Genomic DNA, 23,047 nt, shown 5'->3' on the forward strand with positions numbered 1-23,047 from the left:
CGCTTGGCGGAAAACGGCGTCACCTACCAGAAATGCATCACGGGCAGTGATGGGGAAACCTATTGCCGCCCGGTCGATGCGACGGAGGCCACAGGCCAGCCCGCTCAGCAGGCTGATGAAATCCTTCCCCCGGTAGAAGACCTCGTCAATCCGCTCATCAAATGGCTGGAGCCCGCCCGCCCGTTTATCGACGATCCGGCGGGCTGGCTCTCGTCAAAGGCCCAACAGCCCGAATTCCTCTATCCGATCCTCATACAGATCGCCTGTATCATCGTGGCGCTGGCGCTCGGCGCCCTGCTGACCCCACCCTTCAAACGACTGATCACGGTTACGCTGCGCCGCTTTGTCGAGCCGCCCCGCCGCGAAGGGCTCGACATATTGCACAAGGCTGTGCGGCCTGCGCTCTGGTCGCTCCTGCTGGCGCTCGCCGTCTCGCTACTGGGTTCGGTAGATCATGCCGTCATCCTTGTCCGGACAGCCCTGTCTCTCGCCATTGCCTGGCTGGTTATTCGGGTCAGCCTCAGTTTCCTTCCTGAAGAATTGCGCGGGCTCGCCTCAGTCCTGACCTGGGCGTTCGCCATTTTCTTCGCGCTGGGCGTGCTGCCGGACGTGATGGACTGGCTNTCCAGCATCGGCCCATCCTTCGGGAACCGCNGGATCAGCCCGGTCTTCATCTTCCAGGCNATCCTGACCGCNGCGGTGTTGCTGTTCATCGCCAACCGCGCNGCGAAATCCATGAAGCGCCGGGTCAACCACCTGCCCAAGGTCGAGCCGTCGATCCGCATCCTGATCGGGAATGCGATCCAGATCGTGTTCATCGTCGCCGCCGCCCTGCTCACCCTGGCCGGGCTGGGCATCCCGCTCGGCGCGCTGACCGTTATCTCCGGTGCCATCGGCCTCGGTTTTGCCTTTGGTATGCAGAAGGTGATCTCGAACTTTGTATCCGGCATCGTTCTCCTGTCCGAACGCTCCATCAAGCCCCAGGACGTGATCGAGGTCGGCGAGACGTTCGGCGTGGTCGAGTCACTCGGCCTGCGCTACACCTCGATCACGACGCAGGAAGGCAAGGAATTCCTGATCCCGAACGAAAAGCTGATGACCGACACGGTGATCAATTGGAGCTTTTCCAACAAGCGCGTGCGCGTGCACAAGGAATTGCGCATCGACTACACGTCCGATCTGGAAGAAGCGATCAACATCGTGATCGACGCCGCCAAGGCGACAGAACGCGTCATCAGCTGGCCACAGCCAGTATGTCTCGTGAAGGACTTCACGGACGAATGCATCGTACTGGAAGTGCGCTTCTGGATCATCGATCCGGAAAACGGCACGGCGAATGTCGGCTCGAACATATTGCGCGAAGTCTGGAAACGATTCACCGAAAACGGCATGTCGGTGCCGCTCCGCCGCAAGGAACTCTTCATCGAACCGGAGTCGGCACTAAAGGTCGAGATATCGAGACCCAAACGCGCACAGGCCGCGACAAAAACCGACACGCCGCAACAGTTGGCGACAGATGGCGACACGGACGCGACAGACGCGCCAGAGACTGACTAGTCCTGCGGCGTATTCTCGACAGGCATGTCCTCAACAGGCTCCAGCGGTCGTGGCCGCAGGTCGGTCGGCCCGCCATCCCGCGTCTCTGACTGGCTGGCCTCGGCTTCAGGCTCCAGCGGCTCGGGTTCTTCCTCCACGACCTGCGGCTGACCGGCTGCTTCGCCAAAGCGCTCCTGTGCGCCCTCAAGGAAGGCATCGAACTCATCCTCTGCAGGCGCCGTTTCGGGCTGTTCCAGTTCTGTCGCTTCAGGTCCGCTCTCTGGCTCTGCCGGCAGATCCGGCAAGGGTTCCGGCTTTGGCGCGGTCTGTCCCGGTTGCGGCTGTGGTCGCGCCGGTGGACGCGCGCCGCCAAGCACGCAGGCTGCCAGCCCTTGGCTTTGCACAACACGCATTCTGGCCTGCAGCGTACCAGCGCGCTTGCTGACATAGGGCCCCGGCGGATCAACACGCCATCTGTTCGGGCTCGGAAGGACAGCTGCCAGCAAGGCCGCTTCGCGTTCGGTCAGGTCCGCGGCAGACTTTCCGAAGCGCGCCTGCGCAGCGGCTTCGGCGCCGAACAGGCCATCGCCCCATTCGGCAACGTTCAGATAGGCTTCCATCACCCGTTCCTTGCCCCAGAACTGGTCGATGAAAATCCCCATCCACATATCGCCCAGTTTGCGGGGCACACCGCCGCCATTCCAGAGAAACACGTTCTTGGCTGTCTGCTGCGTGATGGTTGAAGCGCCGCGTGTGCCCTTGCCCTGACGACGCTCTTCCAGCGCCTTCTCGATAGCTTGCCTGTCAATGCCATTGTGCTCGCAGAAGCGCGTATCCTCCGCGGCGATCACAGCCCGCACCAGATGGGGCGAAATCTCTGCCAGCGGCACGGCGTTGCGGCGTACATCCTCCCCCTCCACCGCACGCTGCATCATCAGCACCGTGCCGGGAATCGGCAGCCAGATCAGCGCNAGTGCATANAGGTGAAACGCCACAAACAGGCCCGCCAGAATGCGCACCGCCCATGTCAGGAACGTCCAGAAACCGCTCATTACCCTGTCATCCATTCCGCCAGAACGCCCGGATCGGTTTCCGGCTCCATCCGGGCGGCTTTTTCCTTGGCAAATCGGGCACCATCAAGGCGGGCGAGCGCCCACACTGCCATGCCGCGCACAACTGGCGCGGGATCGTCCAGCAAAGGCAGGAGGNTNGCGATCAGGCCAGGGTCTCCNGAATTTCCGATNGCGATACAGACATTCCTTACAAANCGGTCCCGCCCGATCCGCTTGATGGGAGAACCGGAAAACACTTCGCGAAACCCGGCATCGTCCAGCGCCGCCAATTCATCCAGGCCCGGCGCCTTCAGCTCGGCCCGCGCATGGAAAGCGCTCTCCTTCACGGTCTCGGCAAACTTGTTCCACGGGCAGATCGCCAGGCAGTCGTCACAGCCATAGATGCGGTTGCCCATTGCGGCGCGAAATTCTTCCGGGATCGGTCCCGCATGCTCAATCGTCAGGTAGGATATGCACCGCCGCGCATCGAGTTTGTACGGTGCCGGAAAGGCATTGGTCGGGCAGATTTCCTGGCACAATCGNCAGGAGCCGCAATGATCCGGCTCGGGTGTATCCGGCTCCAGCTCTGCNGCAGTCANCATCACGCCCAGAAAGAACCATGAGCCCAGCTCGCGGCTNACAAGATTGGTGTGCTTGCCCTGCCAGCCAAGCCCGGCCTTGTGTGCCAGCGGCTTTTCCATCAACGGCGCGGTATCCACGAACACCTTCACCTCNGCGCCNGTTTCCGCCACGAANTCCCGCGCCAGCTGTTTCAGGCGTTTCTTCAGCGTGTCGTGATAATCGCGTCCCCGCGCATAGACNGAGATGTTGCCGAGTGTCGTGTTTTGTAGCGTGTCGAGCGGATCATGATNCGGCCCATANTTCAGGGCGACGACGACAGCAGATTTTGCNTCCGGCCACATGGCGGTCGGGGCCTTGCGCCGGGCAAGCGTCGTCTCCATCCATTCCATGCTGCCATGATGGCCAGCGTCCACGAAGGCTTCGAGCCTCTCCCCTGCCTGCCAAGGTTCGTCCGCGCGCGCGATCGCCACGCCATCGAACCCAAGCGACCGGGCNAGGTGCTTGACGCGGATGTGGAGGGGATCGGGCAAGGTCTAGAAATCCAAATTGGTATAATGGGCCACCGGCCTGACGGCCTGCAACCGGTCGGCCAGCAGGGGCCGGAAACTGGGCCGCGATTTCATGCGGGCATACCAGTCCTTCAACTCCGGCACGGCATTCCACTCGACATCGCCAAAATAGTCATAGGCCGACAAGTGGGCCGCTGCAGCCAGATCTGCCAGCGACAATTCACGACAGGCAAGATAGCCGTTCAGTTCAAGCAGACCATTCAGGAAAGTCAGCCGCCCGCGAAGTGCATGGGCGCCTCGACGCAATCGCGCAGAATCGGGCTGGCGGTCCCGCTTTACCCATTGCATCACGCGCTCTGTCAGCAGCGTGTCTGTCACCTCTTCGCAGGCCGCCTCGACCCAGGCCCACAGCCTGCGGGCTTCGGCGCGCGCCGCCGGNTCCTGCGGCAACAAGGCCCGGCCTTGTGAGGTCTCCTCCAGATGCTCACAGATCGCCCGCGTGCCGCAGGCAAACATGCGCGGTTCGCTATCAATCTCTACCAGTGCGGGGGCAACAGCCCCATGCGCGAGACGCGGCACATCCGGATGCGGCGCCCAGCTGGGCGATTCCAACGTCTCGAATCCCTCCCCCTTCTCGCCCAAAGCGAGGCGCACAAGCCTTCCGGCAGGATCAAGGGGCCAGTGGTAGAGCCGTTTCATGCATTCAACTTCTCATGGGATCACTGAAAAGGGTGTTAAATTCCAGCTGCTTTGAACCGCTTTTGCCTTTGCGCCAGCTATGGTTTTTATCTTCCAACTGTTTCATCCACTACAGGATCCTATCGATGAATTCTCTTCGATTCCGCGCAGCACTTGCTGGCGCTGTTTCCATTCTTGCACTCCAGGCGTGCGGCAACGCGGCCTCTGAACCCGGCAACGCGCCCGCTGGGCAAGACGCGCCCATCGTGACCGAAGTGCCCCCGGCGGGCCAGCTGCCAACGGGTGTANCCCCGCTCGCCTATCGCCTTGATCTCAAGACCGATCCGGACGCCGANAGTTTTGGCGGCCTGGTGGAAATCGATGTCGATCTGTCTGCNCCACATGGNCGGATCTGGCTGCATTCGGTGGATCAGGACATTCTGGACGCGCGCGCCGTCTTGCCGGACGGTACCAGTGTTCCGGCCACCTTCACCGGCGACCAGGCACCGGGCGGGGTTTCGCGGCTGGATTTCGATACGCCCCTGCCCGCCGGNCCGGCGACGCTCGAACTCAGCTATATCGCCCCTTACAATTTCGGCCTTGCCGGTCTCTACAAGGCCGTCCAGTCCGACACGGATTATCTGGCCACTCAGATGGAGGCGATTGATGCGCGCCGCATGGTGCCCTCATTCGATGAACCCCGCTTCAAGACGCCGTGGACGGTNACCGTAACCGCGCCAGCGGGAATGCAGGTGATTGCGAATGGCGAGGAGATCAATGCANAGCCAGCTGAGGATGGCTGGGTGCGCCATGAATTTGCCAAGACCCGTCCGATCCAGTCCTATCTGGTAGCGCTTGCCGTCGGACCATATGAAGAGCGCNTTGCGGCAGATATTCCCGCCACANCCCTGCGCGCAGAGCCGATCCCGCTCCGCGGATTTGCCGCCATCGGCAAGNGCGACAAGCTGGCCGAGTCGCTCGACATTACGGATGAAATGCTGCTGTGGCAGGAATCCTATTTCGACTATCCGTACCCCTATGGAAAACTGGACCTGATCGCTGCACCCGAATTCGCCTATGGGGCCATGGAGAATGCCGGGGCAATCATCTATCGCGAAGCTGCGCTGCTGATGGACGAGCAGACCAGCCTTGCGCGGCGTCGCGGCGTGCTGACAACACATGCGCATGAGCTGGGNCATCAATGGTTTGGCAATCTCGTCACGCCGAAATGGTGGAACGACATCTGGCTGAACGAAGCCTTTGCGACCTGGATCAGCTACAAGACCATGCATGCCGTCGACCCGGATGGCGAATGGAACCTCAGCCCAATCCTCGCCGGCCTTTCCGCAATGGGCTCCGACAGCCTGGTCGCCGCCCGCCAGATCCGCAATCCGATNAACGCCAATGGTGATATTCTGGATGCATTTGATGCCATCACCTATCGCAAGGGTGGCAGTGTGCTGAACATGTTCGAGACCTATCTTGGCGAGGAAGACTTCCGCGCTGGCATCCGGCTGCACATGAAGCGGTTCGAAGATGGCGTCGCTGACGCGGATGACTTCATGCAGAGCATTGCCGACGGATCCGGCCAGCCGGAGATTGTCTCCTCCTTTACCAGCTATATCAGCCAGCCAGGCATTCCGTCGCTGGATGTCGCCGTATCGTGCCCTGCGCCGGATGCGGGTCTGATCACGATCACGCAGAAACGATATGCACCGCTCGGCTCTGACATTGATCCGGATGCACAGGTCTGGGAAATCCCGTTTGCCGCGCGCATCAACGGCCCGACCGGCGATCGCACCATACGCCAGATGCTGAAGGACCGCGTGACGGAAATTCCACTGGATGGCGGATGCGCCGACTGGGTCATGCCGAATGCGGACGGCACTGGATACTGGCGTTTCGACACGGGCAGCGACAACCTCAATGCGCTGATCGACGCCTATGACAGCCTGTCCGATGGCGAGCAGATCCTGTTTGCAGATGCCCTGGAGTCCGGCTTCCGCGCCGGACGGATCAGTATAGAAGACCTCAAGCGCGGNATTGAGGCCACGACGAGCGGTCATCCCCGCGCCGTATCTGAGGNTACCGGCGGTCATCCCNACTCTGNANCGGNTGCTTGATGAANCCGGACAGGAGAATTTGAGANCGTGGGTTCAGGCNACCTATGGACCGCTGGCGGANTATCTGGANTCCNNCCCGGCGACAGCGCTGTCGCAACAGGAAGTGCTTCTGCGCGACAAGATCTATAGCCTGCTTCTGGAATATGGTGACCGCCCCGAAGATCGCAGCGCATTGCTGGACCGCGCACAGCGNTATATCGGCGCCAATGGCATACCGGACCAGTCTGCCCTGCCCCCGGAGGATCTGGGCATTGCCATGAAGATCGGCGCGGAAGATGGNGGACCGAGCCTTCTATGATGCCGCGACCGCNTATCTGCCNTCCGTCACCAACCAGACTGAACGGCGCACACTATTGGCGGCGCTGGCCAATCGCGGTGATGAATCAATGGTNGANGACCTGTTCGCAGAAAGCCTGAAAGGTTCGTATTCGGCCGATGAAGTCTTTGCGGTCGTCAGCAGTGCGCTCTCCAATGACTCAGCCAAGGACCGTGCCTGGGAGATCTTCATGGCGGAGTTCGACGCCATCGTGGCGCGGATGCCCGAGATTCGCAAACCCCAGCTTGCTGGCATGACNGGTTATGTGTGCAGCGTTCAGAAATCGAGTGACATTGCGGCCTTCTTTGAAACGAAANGCGCCCTGATCCCCGGCTATGAACGCTCGCTGGCTCAGGGTGTAGAGCGGGCCCAATTGTGCAGCGCGCTCAAAACCCAGAAGGCGTTGGATGTAAAGAACGCTTTCCAATAGGAAACTTGCAGAAAGGCCCGCCAATGCGGGCCTTTTTCATGATCGAATTCATCTGAGCGGGCTGTCATGTAGTCTTGGTCTTGTCGCGCCCTAGCCATAGGGGCGTGGCGGTCCGGCCGGGACGGTGACGTCGTTTTGGCCAGCGGATGGAAGGCGGCCCACTGCGCAGGGGTCTACTCTCCTATCCACCCTCCTGTTTTGTCCCTGCCTGAGGCGTCGCCTCCCATCCGCAAGGACCANTCACCCNGAAGAACCGGAAGGGAACTCTCCCTGTCCGGATTTCCGTGCGAGACCTAGTGGCGCATGAACTGGCGCAGCGCATCGACCGCTAGCACGAACCGCGCGAACGCCCAGTTGCGATCCTTGCCCAGCGTGTGCAACTCCTCCAGCAGGGCGCGGCGCGCCCCGTCCCGCTCATCCAGCCAGGCCTGCGCGCCGTTTTCAGACAGCGCCTTCTCGGTTGCATCCGCCTGCATGCGAACCAGTTCGTTCAGCAGGCGACGCCCGGCGACACGGTCCCAATAATCCGCATGCAACAGATTGTCCCGTGCCATCGCCCGCAGGCGATCGATGCGAAGCTGGTCGCCAACCATGTAAAATGCCTTGCCGGCCTCTGGCACTTCGACCTGCATTTTTCCGGCAAGGTCTACCACGAGCAGGCCCTGCGCAAACTGCCCCATCGCTGACGCCCAGCGCGACAATTCCTCTGACACGCCCCGCTTCATCAGGCCCCGCGCTTCGCGTTCGATCCGCGCCGCCGGGAATGGCGAATGGATGTGGCTGAGTGCCGCCTTGAACTCGTTCAGCGGTGCCTCGGTGCGCTGCACCGCTTCGCCCACGCGAAGGTCCGGATGGGTCTCGATAAACCAGAGTGCNGCATCGACCATCGCACTCGCTGCATGCAGGCGCAGATCGGTCTGCACTTCGGCCGGCACGATATTGTCGAGCTGGTCGACCTCGCGCTGGAAACCGTCAAAATTCAGCACGGCCCGCGCCGCTTCCAGCCCGCGCGCAACTTGCGCATTGTCACTGCCCGTCACTTCCCGCAAGCGCAGCAGCGCCACCGGCCCTGCCATGTCCAGCATGCGATTGGCGATGACGGTCGCGATGATCTCCCGCTTCAGCCGGTGATTGGTCATCGCCTTCGTGTAGGTGTTGATCGGGCTCGGGAAATAGTTCGTCAAAAGATCATTGAAATAAGGATCGTCCGGGATATCAGAGGCCACAATATCATCGAACAGCGTGATCTTCGACCAGGCCAGCAGAACGGCCAGCTCTGGCCGAGTAAGTGGCTGGCCGCGTTCAGCGCGCACCTTCATCTCGCCGGTTTCCGGCAGGGTTTCCAGCGCCCGGTTCAGCACGCCCCGGTTCTCCAGATACTCCATCAGGCGCTCCAGCGCGTCATGGTCTTCCTTCGCGGTGGCTTCCGCCAGTGTCAGGGCGAAGGTCTGGGTGTAGTTGTGGCGCAGGACAAGTGCCGCAACCTCATCGGTCATGTCGGCGAGCAACTCGTTGCGCTTGTCGGCCTGCAGATCGCCTTCGCGAATGGCTTCGGCCGCCAGGATCTTGATGTTGACCTCATGGTCTGACGAATCGACGCCCGCAGAATTGTCGATCGCATCGGTGTTGATATGCCCGCCGCGCAGGGCGAACTCGATCCTGCCAGCCTGGGTGACGCCGAGATTGGCCCCTTCCCCGATAACTTTCACTTTCAGCTCATCCGCATTCACACGGATTGCATCATTCGCCCGGTCGCCCGCCATTGCGTGGCTCTCATGCGCGGCCTTCACATAGGTGCCGATGCCGCCGAACCAGAGCAGGTCAGCCGGNGCCTTCAGCAAGGCGTGGATCAGTTCATCGGGCGTGACCGCATCCTTGGACAGGCCAGTCAGCGCCTTGATCTGGTCATTCAGCGTNATGGATTTTGCGGACCGGTCAAATATGCCGCCGCCTTCGGACAGGATGCCCTTGTTATAGTCTGCCCAGCTGGACTGGGGCTTGTCGAACAAGCGCTGGCGTTCGGCCAAATTCTTGCCGGCATCGACCGGGTCCGGATCGATAAAGATGTGCATGTGGTTGAATGCGGCGACGAGACGGATTTCCGGAGACAGCAGCATGCCATTCCCGAATACATCCCCGCTCATATCGCCCACGCCGATCACGGTGAAAGGTTCGGCTTGAATGTCCGTACCCAGCTCGCGGAAATGGCGCTTGACGGCTTCCCAGCCGCCCCGCGCGGTAATTCCCATTTTCTTGTGGTCGTAGCCCGCAGAGCCGCCGGACGCAAAAGCGTCGCCCAGCCAATGCCCCATTTCTTCACTGATGGCATTTGCCGTATCCGAGAAGGTTGCCGTGCCCTTGTCGGCCGCGACAACGAGATACGGATCCTCCCCGTCCCAGACGATCGTATCAGCGGGGTGTGACACCTCCCCTTCCACCAGATTNTCCGTGATCCCCANNAGCGCGCGGATGAACTCCTTATAGGCATCACGGCCGGCTTCNAACCANGCATTTCGGTCTGAACGATCCGGCANTTGCTTCGGCAGGAAACCACCCTTGGACCCAACCGGTACGATCACCGCATTCTTCACCTGNTGGGCCTTCACAAGGCCAAGCACTTCCGTGCGATAGTCCGAGGCACGATCCGACCAGCGCAAGCCGCCCCGCGCCACAGCGCCGAAGCGCAAATGCACGCCTTCGACCTGCGGGCTGGACATNTAGATTTCCCGGAACGGCTTCGGTTCCGGCAAATCCTCCAGCTCGCGGCTGGCGATCTTCAGGCTGACAAANCTATACGGCTCACCCTCACTGTTTGTCTGATAGAAATTCGTGCGTTGCACCGCGAGGATCAGATCGGCCAGACGNCGNAGCACCTGATCGTCTGCCAGCGCGGAGACGTCNCGCAGCGACATTTCGATTTCCTCGCGCACTTTCTCCGCAGCGTGAGAACGTTCTGCGAGTGACATCTCCCGCGCAGGATCGAACCGTGTCGCGAACAAATCCAGCAATTGCCGCGCAATGCCCGGATATGTGGAAAGCGCCGTCTCCTGAACATATTGAGGCTGTTCCATACCACTCTGGCGGCGATAGCCGGCAAGCGCACGGATCAGGGCCGCGTCACGCCAACTCGCCCCGGCGCAGAGGACCAGCTTGTTGAATCCATCATTTTCGGCGCGCCCGCTCCAAACCGCCACAAATGTATCTTCCAGTGTGGTCCGGATNTCGTTCAGATCGATATAGGCNCCATTNGACGTGCACATGACCACGTCGTGCACCCAGTAGGTTTCCGGCGCATCCTCCGCAGGGCGCTCCGTCGGGCGCACCGGGAAGCCTGTTTCGAAATCGACGAAGAATCCCATTTTCTCGAAGATCGGCACACAGGCTGATAGCGGAATGGATCCATTGCGAGAATAAATCTTNACACGGATCTTNTCTGCNCCNTCNCGCTCCATTCGATAGGCTCGCGCGAGNATCGGGTGCGCGGCCGATAGATTTGCCATTGCGGCGACATCGCGCATGGCCTCATCCGGGCCGAATGCCTCGCGATAGGCTGCGTTGAACGCCCCAATGAACGCCCGCGCGTTCTCCTGATGGGCNCGTTCGAGGTCAGATTGCACAAGCGCCGANCGGAACCCCTGCTCCCATGTCCGCGCGATCTCAACGATACGTTTTTCCAATGCCGCNAGATCCGGCAACGGATGGCCCTGATCCAACCAGATTTCAAAATGAACCCGCACAAGCGTCTCGGAATCGAAGTAAGGTCGGAAACGCGTGACCCGTCCCTTGTACGCCGTCACCAGTTCTTGGGTGATACGCTGGCGCATTGTGGTGTCATAGGCTTCACGTGGCACGTAGACGATGGCCGTGACAAAGCGGTCGAACTGGTCCTGCCGGACGAACAGTCGCGTGCGCGGACGGCCAATCAGGTGCAGCGCGCCGACGATGATCGGATGCAGGATCTTCGAGGAAGTCTGGAACAACTCATCCCGCGGCCAGGTTTCCAGTAGATTGGTAAGCGCCTTCTCCGTATGCCCGCCCGGCGTCGCCCCGGCAGCTTCCAGAATGGCGGCAATACGACGACGGATCAACGGAATGGACCGCGCGGTCTCGTCATAGGCTTCCGCCGTGAACAGGCCCAGGAAGCGCACTTCACCGTTCACGCGACCTTCAGCGTCATATTTCTTGACGCCCACATAGTCGCACGCAACCCGACGGTGGACGAGGCTGACCAGCGTCGATTTCGCGACAAGGATCGGATAGGGCTCCGACAGGTGCGCACCAATCTCTGGCGTCAGAATCAGNGGCTCNGCCTCACGCGACAGGACGTTCAGCTCCTCATCNCGCAGGACNCCGAGATTCGACCCTTCGACCATNATGGGNTCTTCCGGCAGCACGTGCCCCTCGGCATCAGTCTCGAAATCGTANTCGCGACAGCCGAGAAAAACGAAATGCTCCCGCGACAACCATTTNAGGAAGGCCACCGCCTCATCGCGGTCCATGTCCTTCAGGTGGCTCACACCTTCCAGCCGGGCGATCTCNTGCTGCATACGTGCGCGCATTGGCTCGAAATCGGCCACAGCGACCGCNTTATGGGCCAGCGCTTCCCGCACCCCCTGCTTGAGGCGCTCCGCCTCCANATGCGTCAGGATCGGCAGGTGGACCTGAATGATCGATACGCTGCGACCGTCCTGCAGCTTCACAATCGGGTGAAACAGCGCAGCAACCTCAAAGCCCTGCGCGCCGCANTCGCCGAGGACGGAGTCCACCAGGAAGGGCATGTCAGGGCTGACCGTCTCCAGAATGGTGCGAGACAGCGAATTGCCCTCAGCGCCCTCAGCTTCCAGCAGGACCCGCACATCCTGATCGCCAGCGGCAACCTCCACGGCCCAATCCCAGTGCCGACGCGCGAGGGATTTTAAATCCTCCTGCGTCAGGCCCGTTAAATCTTCATGCCCCGATTCACGGTGAATTTGGTCAAATACCTGCTCGATTGGCTCAGATGAGGCAGGAATTTCTGTCATGTGGATTGCTCGCGAAATAGCTTAACCGAGCTTCCCATCTAGACCGCACCGCACCCCGGCACAACTCATTGCCGCAAATGAATTTCCCCTGCGTCACAGGTTGAAGGTGGCGGTTGATTTCACTGGGTCCGGAATAAATCGGACCCGCCGAACGGGGACGTGTCCGGCGGGTCCTACAGGCCGATTCCGCAGGCTGGGTGGGGGGACGCACGCGGAGGGCCTGATCTCGTTAATTTTGCAAGGGCAATGCCATTTACAAGATGCGGTCAGCAGCGATCGACATTACCAATTATTGAGTATTGGTTTTGCGCTGACATAACAATTACAAAGTTGCCCCCATTTGGCATAGATTATCGTTTTTCACCATAGGTGTGAACAGCTCCCTATGCATCTTGGTTAGTGTTTGGGGTACCCCCTTTTCCCTGAGGGTCGCCATCGGCTGACAGCAGGATCGCGATCCATCGCGTATTGCTGGACTGAGCGAAGAAAATCATCATCAGAACCGTTAGCGGTGCCGACAGGAACATGCCCGGTATGCCCCATATGGCGCCCCAGATTGCCAGGGATAGCAACACGATGAGCGCCGACAGATTCAGCGATTCACCCATCATGCGAGGCTGAACGAAATTGCCGATCGAGAACTGCCAGAAGCTGACGATCGCAAACACGATCGCAGCGTAGATATAGGTGTCCTGCGGCGTCGCACCGGGCACCCAGGGCGGAATTTCCGGCTGCACGATGGCAAACAGGGGCGGCACCAGCGCAGCGACAATTGAGCCCACGGTCGGGATGTAGTTGAGCACGAAGATCAGCGCCGACAGGAAAAGTGCATTCTTCACACCCAGCGCCANCAACGAGAAATAGGTCAGCGCCGTAATGAGCGCGGAAATCACGGTCTGGGTCCAGAGATAGGTTTCAATGCTGCGCCTCGCATCGTCGCCGATCTGGCGCACCTGCGCACGCTGCTCAAAGCCGGGGAAGATATTGTCGAGTTTCCGGGTCCAGCTCGACTGCGCCAGGAACAGGAAAGCCACATAAATCAGGATCAGCACGAGATCGCCTGACAGATCCCCGGTCTCATTCGCGATAATGGCGAAGAAGCGTTGACCCGTCTCGTTGAACAGNAATTCCTGCAATGTTGGCGCGCCCGACATGTGCACCACTTCATAGGCGTCTGCGATCAGATCATTGATCCGTGTTTCATAGTCGCCCGCCTCACGGCCGAANTCCGCAATGCCATTGGCCAGCAAGGCCATGAACCCGAAAAACCCGCCCAGCACGAACAGGATTGCGAAGAAACGCGCATGCCCGATCTTCAGCGTTCGTGAAAAATTGTCGATCATCGTCGCAAAGCCTTCGATGATCAGNAACAGGAATACGGCCAGGGCAAACGGCGCAAGAATGCTGCGCCCCAGATGCAGGAAGGTGATGATCACGCCCGTCGCGATGATCCAGATGCCTGTCTTGGTTGCCCGATCCATGCTCTCCCCCGGCCAGCTTCCCGGCACGGTGATGAGAGCCTGCCCATCCGTCAAGGGTCTGCGCCTCAACCCTTGCCGAATCTGTTGAAATCTCTAGCGTCGCACACGGTTTGGATTGAAGGGGACGGGATCATGAACTCCATCTTTATCGGCGGCGCTGACGCAGACGGCACAGGCCAGCCAGATGTCGCGCAGAACCTGCTCCTGAAGATTGCAAACCGCCACGGATTGATCGCGGGCGCGACCGGCACCGGTAAAACCGTCACTCTGCAAAACCTCGCCCAGGGCTTTTCCAATGCCGGCGTGCCGGTCTTCTGCGCTGATGTGAAAGGCGATCTTTCCGGCATCTGCATGCCCGGTAGCAAAGATCACAAGCTGCACGAGAAATTCGTGGAGCGCGCCAACAAGATCGGCTTGGGCGCCTATGATTATTCCGCAGCCCCGACCGTGTTCTGGGATGTGTTCGGAGAGAATGGCCATCCGATCCGCACCACGATTTCCGAAATGGGGCCCCTGCTCCTGTCACGCCTGATGGATCTGACCGAAGCGCAGGAAGGCGTGCTGAACATCGCCTTTGAGTATGCCGACGACAACGGCCTGCTGCTGCTGGATCTGAAGGATCTGCGCAAATTGTTGATCCATATGAGCGACAAGGAAGTACGCGACGAACTNAGCAAGGAATACGGCAATGTCGCCTCCGCCTCGCTCGGCGCGGTCCAGCGAAATTTGCTGGTGATGGAACGCGAAGGTGCAGACTTCTTCTTTGGCGAGCCTGCGCTGGAACTGTCCGACATGATGCGGACGAATACAGACGGCCGCGGCATTGTGAACGTGCTGGACGCGACGCGCCTGATCAACAGCCCCAAGCTCTATTCCACCTTCCTGCTGTGGTTATTGTCTGAACTCTTCGAGCAGCTTCCCGAAGTGGGTGACCCGGACAAGCCACGCCTCGTCTTCTTTTTCGATGAGGCCCATCTCCTGTTCGATGATGCCCCGGCGGCGCTGATGCAGAAGATCGAGCAAGTCGTGCGCCTGATCCGGTCCAAAGGCGTCGGGGTCTACTTCGTGACGCAGAACCCGCGCGACCTGCCCGAAAGCGTTCTGGCGCAGCTGGGTAACCGCCTGCAGCACGCCCTGCGCGCCTACACACCGGNCGANCGCAAAGGCGTACGCGCCGCGGCGCAATCCTTCCGCGAGAATGAGAATTTCGACACGGAGGAAGTGATCACACAGCTGGGCGTCGGCGAGGCGCTCGTCTCAACGCTGGACGCCAAGGGCGCNCCAAGCATTGNGCAGTGGACGGTNATTCGTCCNCCNGCTTCCCGTNTGGGCCCGGCAACGGAATCNGAACGCAAGAACGTNCAGAATGCGAGCCCCGTTGCCGGCAAGTACGAAAAGGTGATCGACCGCGAGTCCGCCTATGAAGTGCTGGAAGCGCGCGAAGCAAAGGCCGCCAAGGAAGCCGAGGAATTGGCGAAAAAGGAAGCCAAGGTCCAAGCAGCGCTGGACAAGAAGAAAAAGAAGACCACGCGCCGCAGCTCGCGCCGCATGAGCTCTCTGGAAAAGGCTGGCAATCAGGCCGCCCGTACAGCAAGCCGCGAGATTGTCCGCTACGTGCTTCGCGGCATCATGGGCACGTTCAAACGCTGAATGGGCAAACGCTAATTGCGATCAGTTCGGCAGGCGACCGGTGTCGGTTTCGTCGTCCGAATAATCGTCTTCATCCGCCGTCGTGTCGCCATCCATCGCATCGAGCTCGTCTGGCGCGTTCATGTCTTCAGTATCTGATGTGTACACGACGTCATCTTCAANGCCGTCATCATAGGAGCCGTTGGCAAAGTCTGCTGCTTCGTCGGCGGTCTCGATAGCCATGACTTCCTCAGTCTTCGGCTTGCGCTTCCAGAACGGTGCCCGCGGGTCTGCCTTGCGGTCATATCGCATGCTGTAATATTCGTGNGCTGTATGGGTCAGCGGACGTGGTGTCAGGTGCAGGCCATACTGGCGCAGGCGCTCGACCACTTCATCGCGCAGATGCATGCCGGGGAAAGAGGATGCGGCAAAGCCNTGCTTTTTCATCCAGTCCCGCACGTGCCAGCTGCGCACNGTGCCNGCCTCGGACGGACGGACGCCNGCATGTTCTTCCCACATGTAAAGTGTCGCGATGCCGTTGATGGTTGCGTCCATCGCGTCGTCCAATGTCGCCCCGAGGTCGCGTTTCTGCGCAAGCGCNGCGCGCAGGGCCATCTTGCGCGCTTCAAGCTCCTGATATGTTGCGCCGATCACGGCGATGGCATTGCGGTTGGTCTTGATCAGGGATGCGTTCACACCGTCCAGCTGTGGGTGCTGAACCGGAAGCAGCACATCCGGCCCGGCTTCCTGCGTGTCGACGATCTGGGCAACTTCNTTGACCATGCGCTGAAGGTTGATGCGCATTTCGTGGCTGACGCCATCGAGCGCAGAGATCGCGCCGTCGCGCTCCTCATCCCGGAACCGCCAGAGCTGCCAAGCGATCAGCAAGGCCGCCGCGATCAGCAGGCAGAGCCCGCCGGTGAAGAAAGTGTAGAATTGCGCTTCGCTCATTCTGAGGTCCCCTAACGCGTTCGCCGTTTACCATGCCTCCCCGCATGGCATTCGGTTAAGTGTTGGTAAACCTTAGCCGTTGAGAGCGCGCCCGGCAATCACCTGAAGCCTGTCCAGCATTTCCGGATCGCGCGCCGATGGCGCGGTGATGAGCGCATAGTCCAGGCAGGTGTCCGTTCCGTTCGGATCAGGTGTACGCTCTGTGCCGGACAGGCGCTCAGCCAGTTCGACCACGGCCTTGCGCGCCAATGCGCTGTTCTGGCCCATGATTTCCAGCACATTGGTTACTGAGACCGCCTCGGTCTCTGCGCGCCAGCAATCATANTCAGTCACCATGCACAGGATGGCATAGGGCAGCTCCGCCTCGCGGGCGAGCTTGGCCTCCGGCATGGCGGTCATGCCGATCACATCGCAGCCCCATTGGCGATAGAGCTTCGATTCGGCCAGTGAGGAGAATTGCGGGCCTTCCATCGCCAGATAGGTGCCGCCNCGATGCATCTTTGCGCCCACCGCCTCAGCCGCGTCGGCTGCGAGACCCGAGAGGCGCGGACANACCGGCTCNGCCATCGAGACATGGGCCACCATACCGGCCCCGAAAAAGGTCTTGTCGCGCGCAAAGGTGCGGTCAATGAACTGGTCAGCGGCCACGAACTCGCCGGGGGCGTAGACTTCCTGCAGGCTGCCACAGGCGGAGATGGACAGGATGTCGGTCACGCCTGCCGCCTTCAGCGCCGCGATGTTGGCGCGGTAAGGCACGTCTGTCGGCGTGATTCGGTGGCCCTTGCCATGACGCGGCAGGAAGACCAGCTCCACCTCCCCTATCCGGCCACGTACCAGCGCGTCAGATGGCTTGCCCCAGGCCGTCTCGACCTGTTCCTCGCGGCGGTCTTCCAGACCATCAATCTCGTACAGGCCGGAGCCGCCGATAATGCCGAGGGTCCATTTGCTCATCTATCACTCCCAGAATCGAAAACCCCGCCCTTGGATCAGCCAGGGGCGGGGTCGTCAATTCAAAGAAGCGTCAGCAGCCTAGTGCTCTACGTTGCGCCAGATACGCTTGTAGGAGAACCAGAGCAGGATCGCGAGAATGCCGAGATAGACCATCACGGCCAGGCCCAGCGACCGGCGGTTGCCTTGCTTTGGCTCACCGGCCCAGGCCAGGAATTGCGCAACGTCGTAGGACATCTGTTCGATCGTGGCTTCGGTGCCGTCGCTATACTCGACGCGGCCCGGAACCAGCTGCGGTGGCATCGCCAGGAAGCCGCCCGGAGGCGCGTGGCGTGGGTCGCCTTCGAATTGTGGCACCGTGTCGCCCGGCATGTACGGGTTGTAGTACTGGCCGACATTCTGGATCAGGTAGCCTTCATAGTGATGATCATCGCCGTGGCCAATGTGCAGCTTGGACGTATCGATCACGGTCTGGACTTCCGCCGGGGCGTCGTCGGTCGCCTCGGTGACCACGCGCTCCTTGAAGACTTCGTCGTCCGGATATCCAGCCAGCAGGCTGTAGACATAGGACGCGCCGCCGTGGCGGGCTTTCGTGATGACTGACAGATCCGGCGGAACGGCGCCGCCATTGGCCGCGCGGGCCGCATTGTCGTTCGGATACGGGCTGCGGAACCGGTCAGCTGGCGTTGCCGGGCGGAAATCATAGTCACCGGCCTCGTTCGGGGTCGGGCTGAGGATTTCGTTCTGCGCGGCAAGCGCCTTCACAAACGGGTTGTCGTTCGGGTTCGGATAGTCCGGGTCGTAGAACGGGCCACCCGGATCGCCGAGATTGCGATAGCTGAGCAGCTTCATCGAGTGACAGGACGAGCAGACTTCCTGATAGACCTGATACCCGCGCTGCAGCGAAGCCTGGTCGAACTGACCGGTTACGCCTTCAAAGGGCCAGCCCTCTTCCGGAGCGTGCGGGTGAGCGGCACCACCGGCAGCGTGAGCTGATGCGGCGATCATGAGGCCGGCAAGACCGGCGGTGAGAATGCGGAACGCTTTCATGATTATCCCCAAAGCTCCCTATTCAGCCGGTACGGCCGACGCCGACGCTTTTTCGCGTTTCAGCACGGATTTATGGATGGATTCCGGCAGTTCCTTCGGCTTCTCGGTCAGGCCGAGGAAGAACAGAAGGAAGAAGAAGCCGAAATAGCAGAAGGTCAGGATCAGCGAGAAGTGGCGGAACATGAATGTCGGTGCCGGCACAGCTGCCAATGACGGGTTCGAGTCGGCCGGAAGGCTTTCCATGAACCGTTTCGCGTCGACATAGGCTTCGCCGCCGCCCTTGTATTCGCTGGTCGCTTCCTGGCCATCAGCCGTGTAGCTGACCACCAGTTTCGGATCGCCCTGCAGCGCCGGGATCACCGGATCATCCGGGTTGGCCGCGCCACACCAGCCGAGCAGCAGGCAGACGGCGACAAAGCCGAAGAAGAACTGCTTGGCTACCGGACGGTAGCGCATGGACTTCACTTTCGACGTGTCGAGCCAAGGCAGGATGAACAGGACCGCGATGGCCGCAAACATGAAGATCACGCCGAGCAGCTTGGCCGGGATCGGGCCGAGGTCGAAGGTGATGGCGCGCAGGATGGCGTAGAATGGCAGCAGGTACCATTCCGGCACGATGTGCGCAGGCGTCACCAGCGGGTTGGCTTCGATATAGTTGTCAGCATGGCCCAGAACGTTCGGGGCGTAGAAGACGAAGACAGCAAACATGATCAGGAAGATCACGATCGCGAAGGCGTCCTTCACCGTGTAGTATGGGTGGAACGGCACAGTGTCTTTCGCAACATCCTGTACTTCGACGCCGGTCGGGTTGTTGTTGCCCGGCACGTGAAGCGCCCAGACGTGCAGGATGACTGCGCCAGCGATCATGAAGGGCAGCAGATAGTGCAGCGAGAAGAAGCGCTGCAGCGTCTGGTTACCGATGGACGGTCCGCCAAGGATCCATGTCTGGAGGCTTTCACCNACCAGCGGGATCGCGCCGAACAGCGAGGTGATCACGTTGGCACCGTGATAGGACATCTGGCCCCAAGGCAGCATGTAGCCAAGGAACGCGGTCGCCATCATCAGCAGGTAGATCACACAGCCGAGAATCCACAGGACCTCGCGCGGCGCCTTGTANGAGCCGTAATAGAGCCCGCGGAACATGTGCAGGTAGACCGCCAGGAAGAACATGGAGGCGCCGTTTGCGTGGATGTAACGCAGCAGCCAGCCATAAGGCACGTCGCGCATGATGCGCTCGACCGAGGCGAACGCGCCATCGACGCTGGCTTCGTAGTGCATGGCCAGAATGATGCCGGTAACGATCTGNACGACGAGACAGACGGCGAGGATGCCGCCAAACGTGTACCAGTAGTTCAAATTCTTCGGCGTCGGGAAATTGATGGCCGTGTCCTGGGCAAACCGGACAATCGGCAGACGCGTATCAAGCCATTTCGTGAAGGCGTTGGTCGGCGTGTAGGAGGATTCGTGTCCACTCATCTGCGGTATCCTTCCCTTAAAGCGAAATATTGATCACGGAATCGGACACATATTTGTAGTCCGGAACCGGGAGGTTTGTAGGGGCCGGGCCTTTGCGGATGCGGCCAGACGTATCGTAGTGCGAGCCGTGGCATGGGCAGTACCAGCCACCGAAATCACCTGTGTTGCCCTGCGCAGGACCGACCGGGACACAGCCGAGGTGCGTACAGGAGCCGGACGTGACCAGAATGGCCGGGTTCAGCGATCCATCGCCCTTGGGGCGCAGGCGCTCGTCATCCGTCTGCGGGTCACGCAGCGTTGCGACATTCACGGAGTCCGCAGCTGCGATCTCAGCCGCCGTACGGTGACGCACGAAGAACGGCTTGCCGCCGATCAGAACGCGAATCTCGCCGCCCAGCGGGATCTTGGAGACGTCGACATCCAGTGCCGAAGCCGCCTTGGTGTCCGCAGCCGGGTTCCACTGGTCTACAGCGGCCCAGGCAAACATGGCAGCACCACCAAAGGCAGCTGCACCCGTGGCGATATGAATGAAATTGCGGCGATCATCATCGATCGTCTCGCCGTGGTCGTGTGAGGGTGTATCAGTCACGCTTATCCCGTCCCTTGCGAAGGCAGAAATTTGGGCCCGTAATACAGGAGCCTGCCCCATTGCACATTGCGGCAAGTGGGCGCGGTTGCCTCCCCATAAACTTCTAATGTCTGCGCGTTATCCTGACTTTAAGCCTGTGACAACAGGGCGCTTGCAAGAGTCGCACGCCTCGCGCCATGTGTCGCACCATGACAGACGGCAATCTCGACACCCAGAAATCCCGCGCCCGCGAGTGGTTCAGATCCCTGCAGGCCGACATTTGCGCCCGATTCGAAGCGCTCGAAGACGCCGCAGACCGCCCGCTCTACTCCGGCGCTCCCGGCCGGTTTGAGCTGACCGANTGGAAACGCGGCGATGGCAGCGAAGATCTTGGCGGGGGCCGTATGGGCCTGATGCGCGGGAAAGTGTTCGAGAAGGTCGGCGTCCACTTNTCTGAAGTCTATGGCACCTTCTCCGAAGCGTTTGCAGCGCAGATCCCCGGTGCGGATCAGTCTGAGGGTCGCTTCTGGGCGTCGGGCATTTCTCTCATCGCCCATCCGCGCAATCCGAAAGTGCCCGCTGCGCACATGAATACGCGCATGCTGGTGACCAGCCAGTCCTGGTTCGGGGGCGGCGGAGACCTCAATCCCCTGCTCGACTACCAGCGCGATCAGGCCTTCGAGGACAGTGTCGACTTCCACGCNGCCATGAAGGCAGCCTGCGACACGCACGAGGCCGCCGATTACGCGCAGATGAAAGAAACCTGCGACACCTATTTCCACCTGCCGCATCGCNATGAACCGCGCGGCACGGGTGGTATTTTCTACGACCGCTTCAATTCGGGCGACTGGGACGCTGATTTCGCCTTCACACAACAGGTCGGTTCACAATTCGCGGACATCTACCCGCGACTGGTGGCACGCCGCATGAACGAGACGTGGAGCGAGGCACAGCGCGAGGAACAGCTGATCCAGCGCGGCCGCTATGTGGAGTTCAATCTGCTCTATGATCGCGGCACGACCTTCGGCCTCAAGACTGGCGGCAATGTGACGAGCATNCTCTCCTCCATGCCACCTGTCGTNAAATGGCCNTAGCGCGTCAGCCCGTNTCGCAATAGCGGGCGTCGCCGCCNGGCAATTCGATGGGGACGCTGCGTTCCTTCACAAGCGTAAAATAGTCTTCTTCCTGTGTCGGTCTCAGATAAATGGCGATGCGGGGATNCTTGAACGGGTTTGCGCCCGGCTTCAGGCAGGGGCGCGTGGTGACGCTGACCGACAGGCTTTTCTGTCCGGGCGTTTCCTTCAGGCTGAGCATGTGGGCNCGAAANTCATCCATGCGCGGGGCATCCTTGGGGTCGACGCGCATCCGGTGAATAGAGAACCCTGCCTTGGCGCGCTGTGTCAGGAATTCTGTCGGGCTGCCGGGGACAGGCTGCAGGTGAAACAATTCCTCGCGCGTCTCATCCCCTTCTTCCTGCCAAACCGTCAGCACCAGCGTGGCGCCATCTTCTGGCAGGTCGAAATCATCCGGCGCGCGAACGGCAACCTCGATCTGGTTCGCATCCATCGAGACAGGGTCCATCGCCGCCAGTCTGGGCAGGCTGGTAACCGGCACGCTCATACAGGCCGGGATCAGNCCAATAAGGCCCGTTGTGAGCAAAACCCTTGCAGCGGAAACAAACATCGAGATACCTTTCCTCAAGAAGAAATTCACGTAAAACATGAATTATTGATTGGCAAGGATGAAATATGAGCCCTCGCAACTTGTTGCCTGATCGCACACGCATGACCTGCAGGATCCTGAAATGGCTGTCTCTCGCTGTCGTCGCGATGATCGTGGTCACCTATTTCGCCGCAGACATTACNGCCGCCATGACGGATGCGATCTGGGCCGGACTTCAGCCGCAGGTGCGCGATGATGTGACCTACACCTCCGGCAAGAAGCTGATGCTGCAGTCCTTGTCCGCAGTCGGCTATTTCAGCCTGGCGCTGATCGCGCTGGGCGCCGCNCGCGTGTTCGGCGTGTTCCAGAAAGGCGTCGTTTTCGCACCCGCTGCAGTACGCGCCGTGCGGTTCCTGGGGATCATGGTGTTTGTGTTCGCTGCCATCCAGCTCGTCCTGCCGACACTGATGGTTCTGGCCATCACTTATGACAATGGCGAGGACAAACGCGCCCTGACCATTGCCATCAATTCCAAGGAGCTGATCCTGCTCATGATTGGGGCCATTATCATGGTGATCGGACAGGTTCTCACTCAGGCGACGGACATCGCCCAGGAAAACGAGCAATTCATCTGATGGCCATCATTGTCCGCCTCGATGTGATGCTCGCCCTGCGCAAGATGAAGTCCAAGGAGCTTGCTGCAGAGATTGGCATTTCAGAGCAGAACCTGTCGCAACTGCGACAGGGCCATGTGAAGGGAGTCCGGTTTGAAACCCTGGACAAGATCTGCGCCGTTCTGGACTGCAAACCGGGCGACATACTGGATCGGGAAGACGACTAAATCCGGCCAGCGCGTCCGCTTTTTGGGCAGCGGTGTGAAAACCTGATCAGGATCAAGGCATTGCCGCGCCGATTAACGTCTTGGAAATGACGGACGCTTCGTTTCGGAGTATGATCATGGTCAATGGTCCCGAACGCGAAAGCCTTTCCCTGGGGGGCAGGGATACTGCTCCTGCTAGCGACGGCAACAACCGC

16 protein-coding genes are annotated in these 23,047 nt (G+C 60.4%); 7 read left to right on the forward strand and 9 right to left on the reverse strand.

The features are described 5' to 3' along the window. Window positions 1-3: 3 nt before the first annotated feature. On the forward strand, window positions 4-1,557 hold the full coding sequence (locus tag CBB91_RS02310) for a mechanosensitive ion channel domain-containing protein (protein ID WP_273011635.1): 1,554 nt from the start codon (window positions 4-6) through the stop codon (window positions 1,555-1,557). Here the strand turns inward: CBB91_RS02310 and mtgA are convergent. The 3 genes from mtgA to CBB91_RS02325 form a co-directional block, all read right to left on the reverse strand. Then, entirely contained in the window at window positions 1,554-2,588 is a 1,035-nt protein-coding gene (gene mtgA / locus CBB91_RS02315) for a monofunctional biosynthetic peptidoglycan transglycosylase (protein ID WP_273011638.1), read from the reverse strand. The genes CBB91_RS02310 and mtgA overlap by 4 nt on opposite strands. Beyond that, the gene (gene queG / locus CBB91_RS02320) at window positions 2,588-3,700 is read right to left on the reverse strand and encodes a tRNA epoxyqueuosine(34) reductase QueG (RefSeq protein WP_273011641.1); all 1,113 of its coding nucleotides are present in this window, start codon (window positions 3,698-3,700) and stop codon (window positions 2,588-2,590) included. Before queG ends, mtgA begins: the two co-directional genes overlap by 1 nt. A gap of 3 nt (window positions 3,701-3,703) precedes the next feature. Beyond that, window positions 3,704-4,378 carry a glutathione S-transferase family protein gene (locus CBB91_RS02325; protein WP_273011644.1) on the reverse strand — a complete coding sequence of 225 codons (675 nt, stop codon included), beginning with the start codon at window positions 4,376-4,378 and terminating at the stop codon, window positions 3,704-3,706. Window positions 4,379-4,503: 125 nt separating this feature from the next. Between CBB91_RS02325 and CBB91_RS02330 the strand changes: the two genes are divergently transcribed. Further along, complete coding sequence (locus tag CBB91_RS02330) at window positions 4,504-6,480, forward strand: M1 family metallopeptidase (protein WP_273011647.1); 1,977 nt, start codon at window positions 4,504-4,506, stop codon at window positions 6,478-6,480. Between the two features lie 275 nt (window positions 6,481-6,755). Next, window positions 6,756-7,226 carry an ERAP1-like C-terminal domain-containing protein gene (locus CBB91_RS02335; RefSeq protein WP_273011650.1) on the forward strand — a complete coding sequence of 157 codons (471 nt, stop codon included), beginning with the start codon at window positions 6,756-6,758 and terminating at the stop codon, window positions 7,224-7,226. Between the two features lie 293 nt (window positions 7,227-7,519). On the opposite strand, the gene CBB91_RS02340 is transcribed toward CBB91_RS02335, so the two are convergent. Beyond that, on the reverse strand, window positions 7,520-12,247 hold the full coding sequence (locus tag CBB91_RS02340) for an NAD-glutamate dehydrogenase (protein WP_273011652.1): 4,728 nt from the start codon (window positions 12,245-12,247) through the stop codon (window positions 7,520-7,522). Window positions 12,248-12,630: 383 nt separating this feature from the next. Continuing rightward, window positions 12,631-13,782, reverse strand: coding sequence for an AI-2E family transporter (locus tag CBB91_RS02345; protein ID WP_273011655.1), 1,152 nt, complete (start codon window positions 13,780-13,782; stop codon window positions 12,631-12,633). Between the two features lie 78 nt (window positions 13,783-13,860). Between CBB91_RS02345 and CBB91_RS02350 the strand changes: the two genes are divergently transcribed. Then, a complete protein-coding gene (locus tag CBB91_RS02350; protein WP_273011658.1) occupies window positions 13,861-15,378 on the forward strand; it encodes a helicase HerA-like domain-containing protein in 1,518 nt (505 codons plus the stop codon). Window positions 15,379-16,380: 1,002 nt separating this feature from the next. Here the strand turns inward: CBB91_RS02350 and CBB91_RS02355 are convergent. The 4 genes from CBB91_RS02355 to petA form a co-directional block, all read right to left on the reverse strand. Next, entirely contained in the window at window positions 16,381-17,259 is an 879-nt protein-coding gene (locus CBB91_RS02355) for an S-methyl-5'-thioadenosine phosphorylase (RefSeq protein ID WP_273011661.1), read from the reverse strand. A 78-nt stretch (window positions 17,260-17,337) separates the two neighbouring features. Further along, on the reverse strand, window positions 17,338-18,306 hold the full coding sequence (locus CBB91_RS02360; RefSeq protein WP_035547243.1) for a cytochrome c1: 969 nt from the start codon (window positions 18,304-18,306) through the stop codon (window positions 17,338-17,340). Window positions 18,307-18,324: 18 nt separating this feature from the next. Further along, on the reverse strand, window positions 18,325-19,782 hold the full coding sequence (locus tag CBB91_RS02365; protein ID WP_035547246.1) for a cytochrome b N-terminal domain-containing protein: 1,458 nt from the start codon (window positions 19,780-19,782) through the stop codon (window positions 18,325-18,327). 16 nt (window positions 19,783-19,798) lie between these two features. Further along, window positions 19,799-20,371, reverse strand: coding sequence for a ubiquinol-cytochrome c reductase iron-sulfur subunit (petA, locus tag CBB91_RS02370; RefSeq protein WP_051602378.1), 573 nt, complete (start codon window positions 20,369-20,371; stop codon window positions 19,799-19,801). Between the two features lie 188 nt (window positions 20,372-20,559). On the opposite strand from petA, the gene hemF reads away from it, so the two are divergent. From hemF to CBB91_RS02385, 3 genes are all read left to right on the forward strand, one after another. Next, window positions 20,560-21,444, forward strand: coding sequence for an oxygen-dependent coproporphyrinogen oxidase (gene hemF, locus CBB91_RS02375; protein ID WP_273011664.1), 885 nt, complete (start codon window positions 20,560-20,562; stop codon window positions 21,442-21,444). Window positions 21,445-22,134: 690 nt separating this feature from the next. After that, window positions 22,135-22,647 (forward strand): DUF2975 domain-containing protein, encoded by a 513-nt coding sequence (locus CBB91_RS02380; protein ID WP_162175926.1) that lies wholly within the window; start codon window positions 22,135-22,137, stop codon window positions 22,645-22,647. Then, a complete protein-coding gene (locus CBB91_RS02385; protein WP_035547254.1) occupies window positions 22,647-22,853 on the forward strand; it encodes a helix-turn-helix transcriptional regulator in 207 nt (68 codons plus the stop codon). The genes CBB91_RS02380 and CBB91_RS02385 overlap by 1 nt, the downstream gene beginning before the upstream one ends. The last annotated feature ends 194 nt before the right edge of the window (window positions 22,854-23,047 follow it).

This window comes from Hyphomonas sp. TMED31, from assembly GCF_002172815.1.
Taxonomy (GTDB): domain Bacteria; phylum Pseudomonadota; class Alphaproteobacteria; order Caulobacterales; family Hyphomonadaceae; genus Hyphomonas; species Hyphomonas atlantica.

Bases quoted from the DNA above. Each gene is read 5' to 3' on its own strand.
- CBB91_RS02360 (WP_035547243.1), bottom strand. From the start codon at position 18,306: ATGAAAGCGTTCCGCATTCTCACCGCCGGTCTTGCCGGCCTCATGATC.
- CBB91_RS02385 (WP_035547254.1), top strand. From the start codon at position 22,647: ATGGCCATCATTGTCCGCCTCGATGTGATGCTCGCCCTGCGCAAGATG.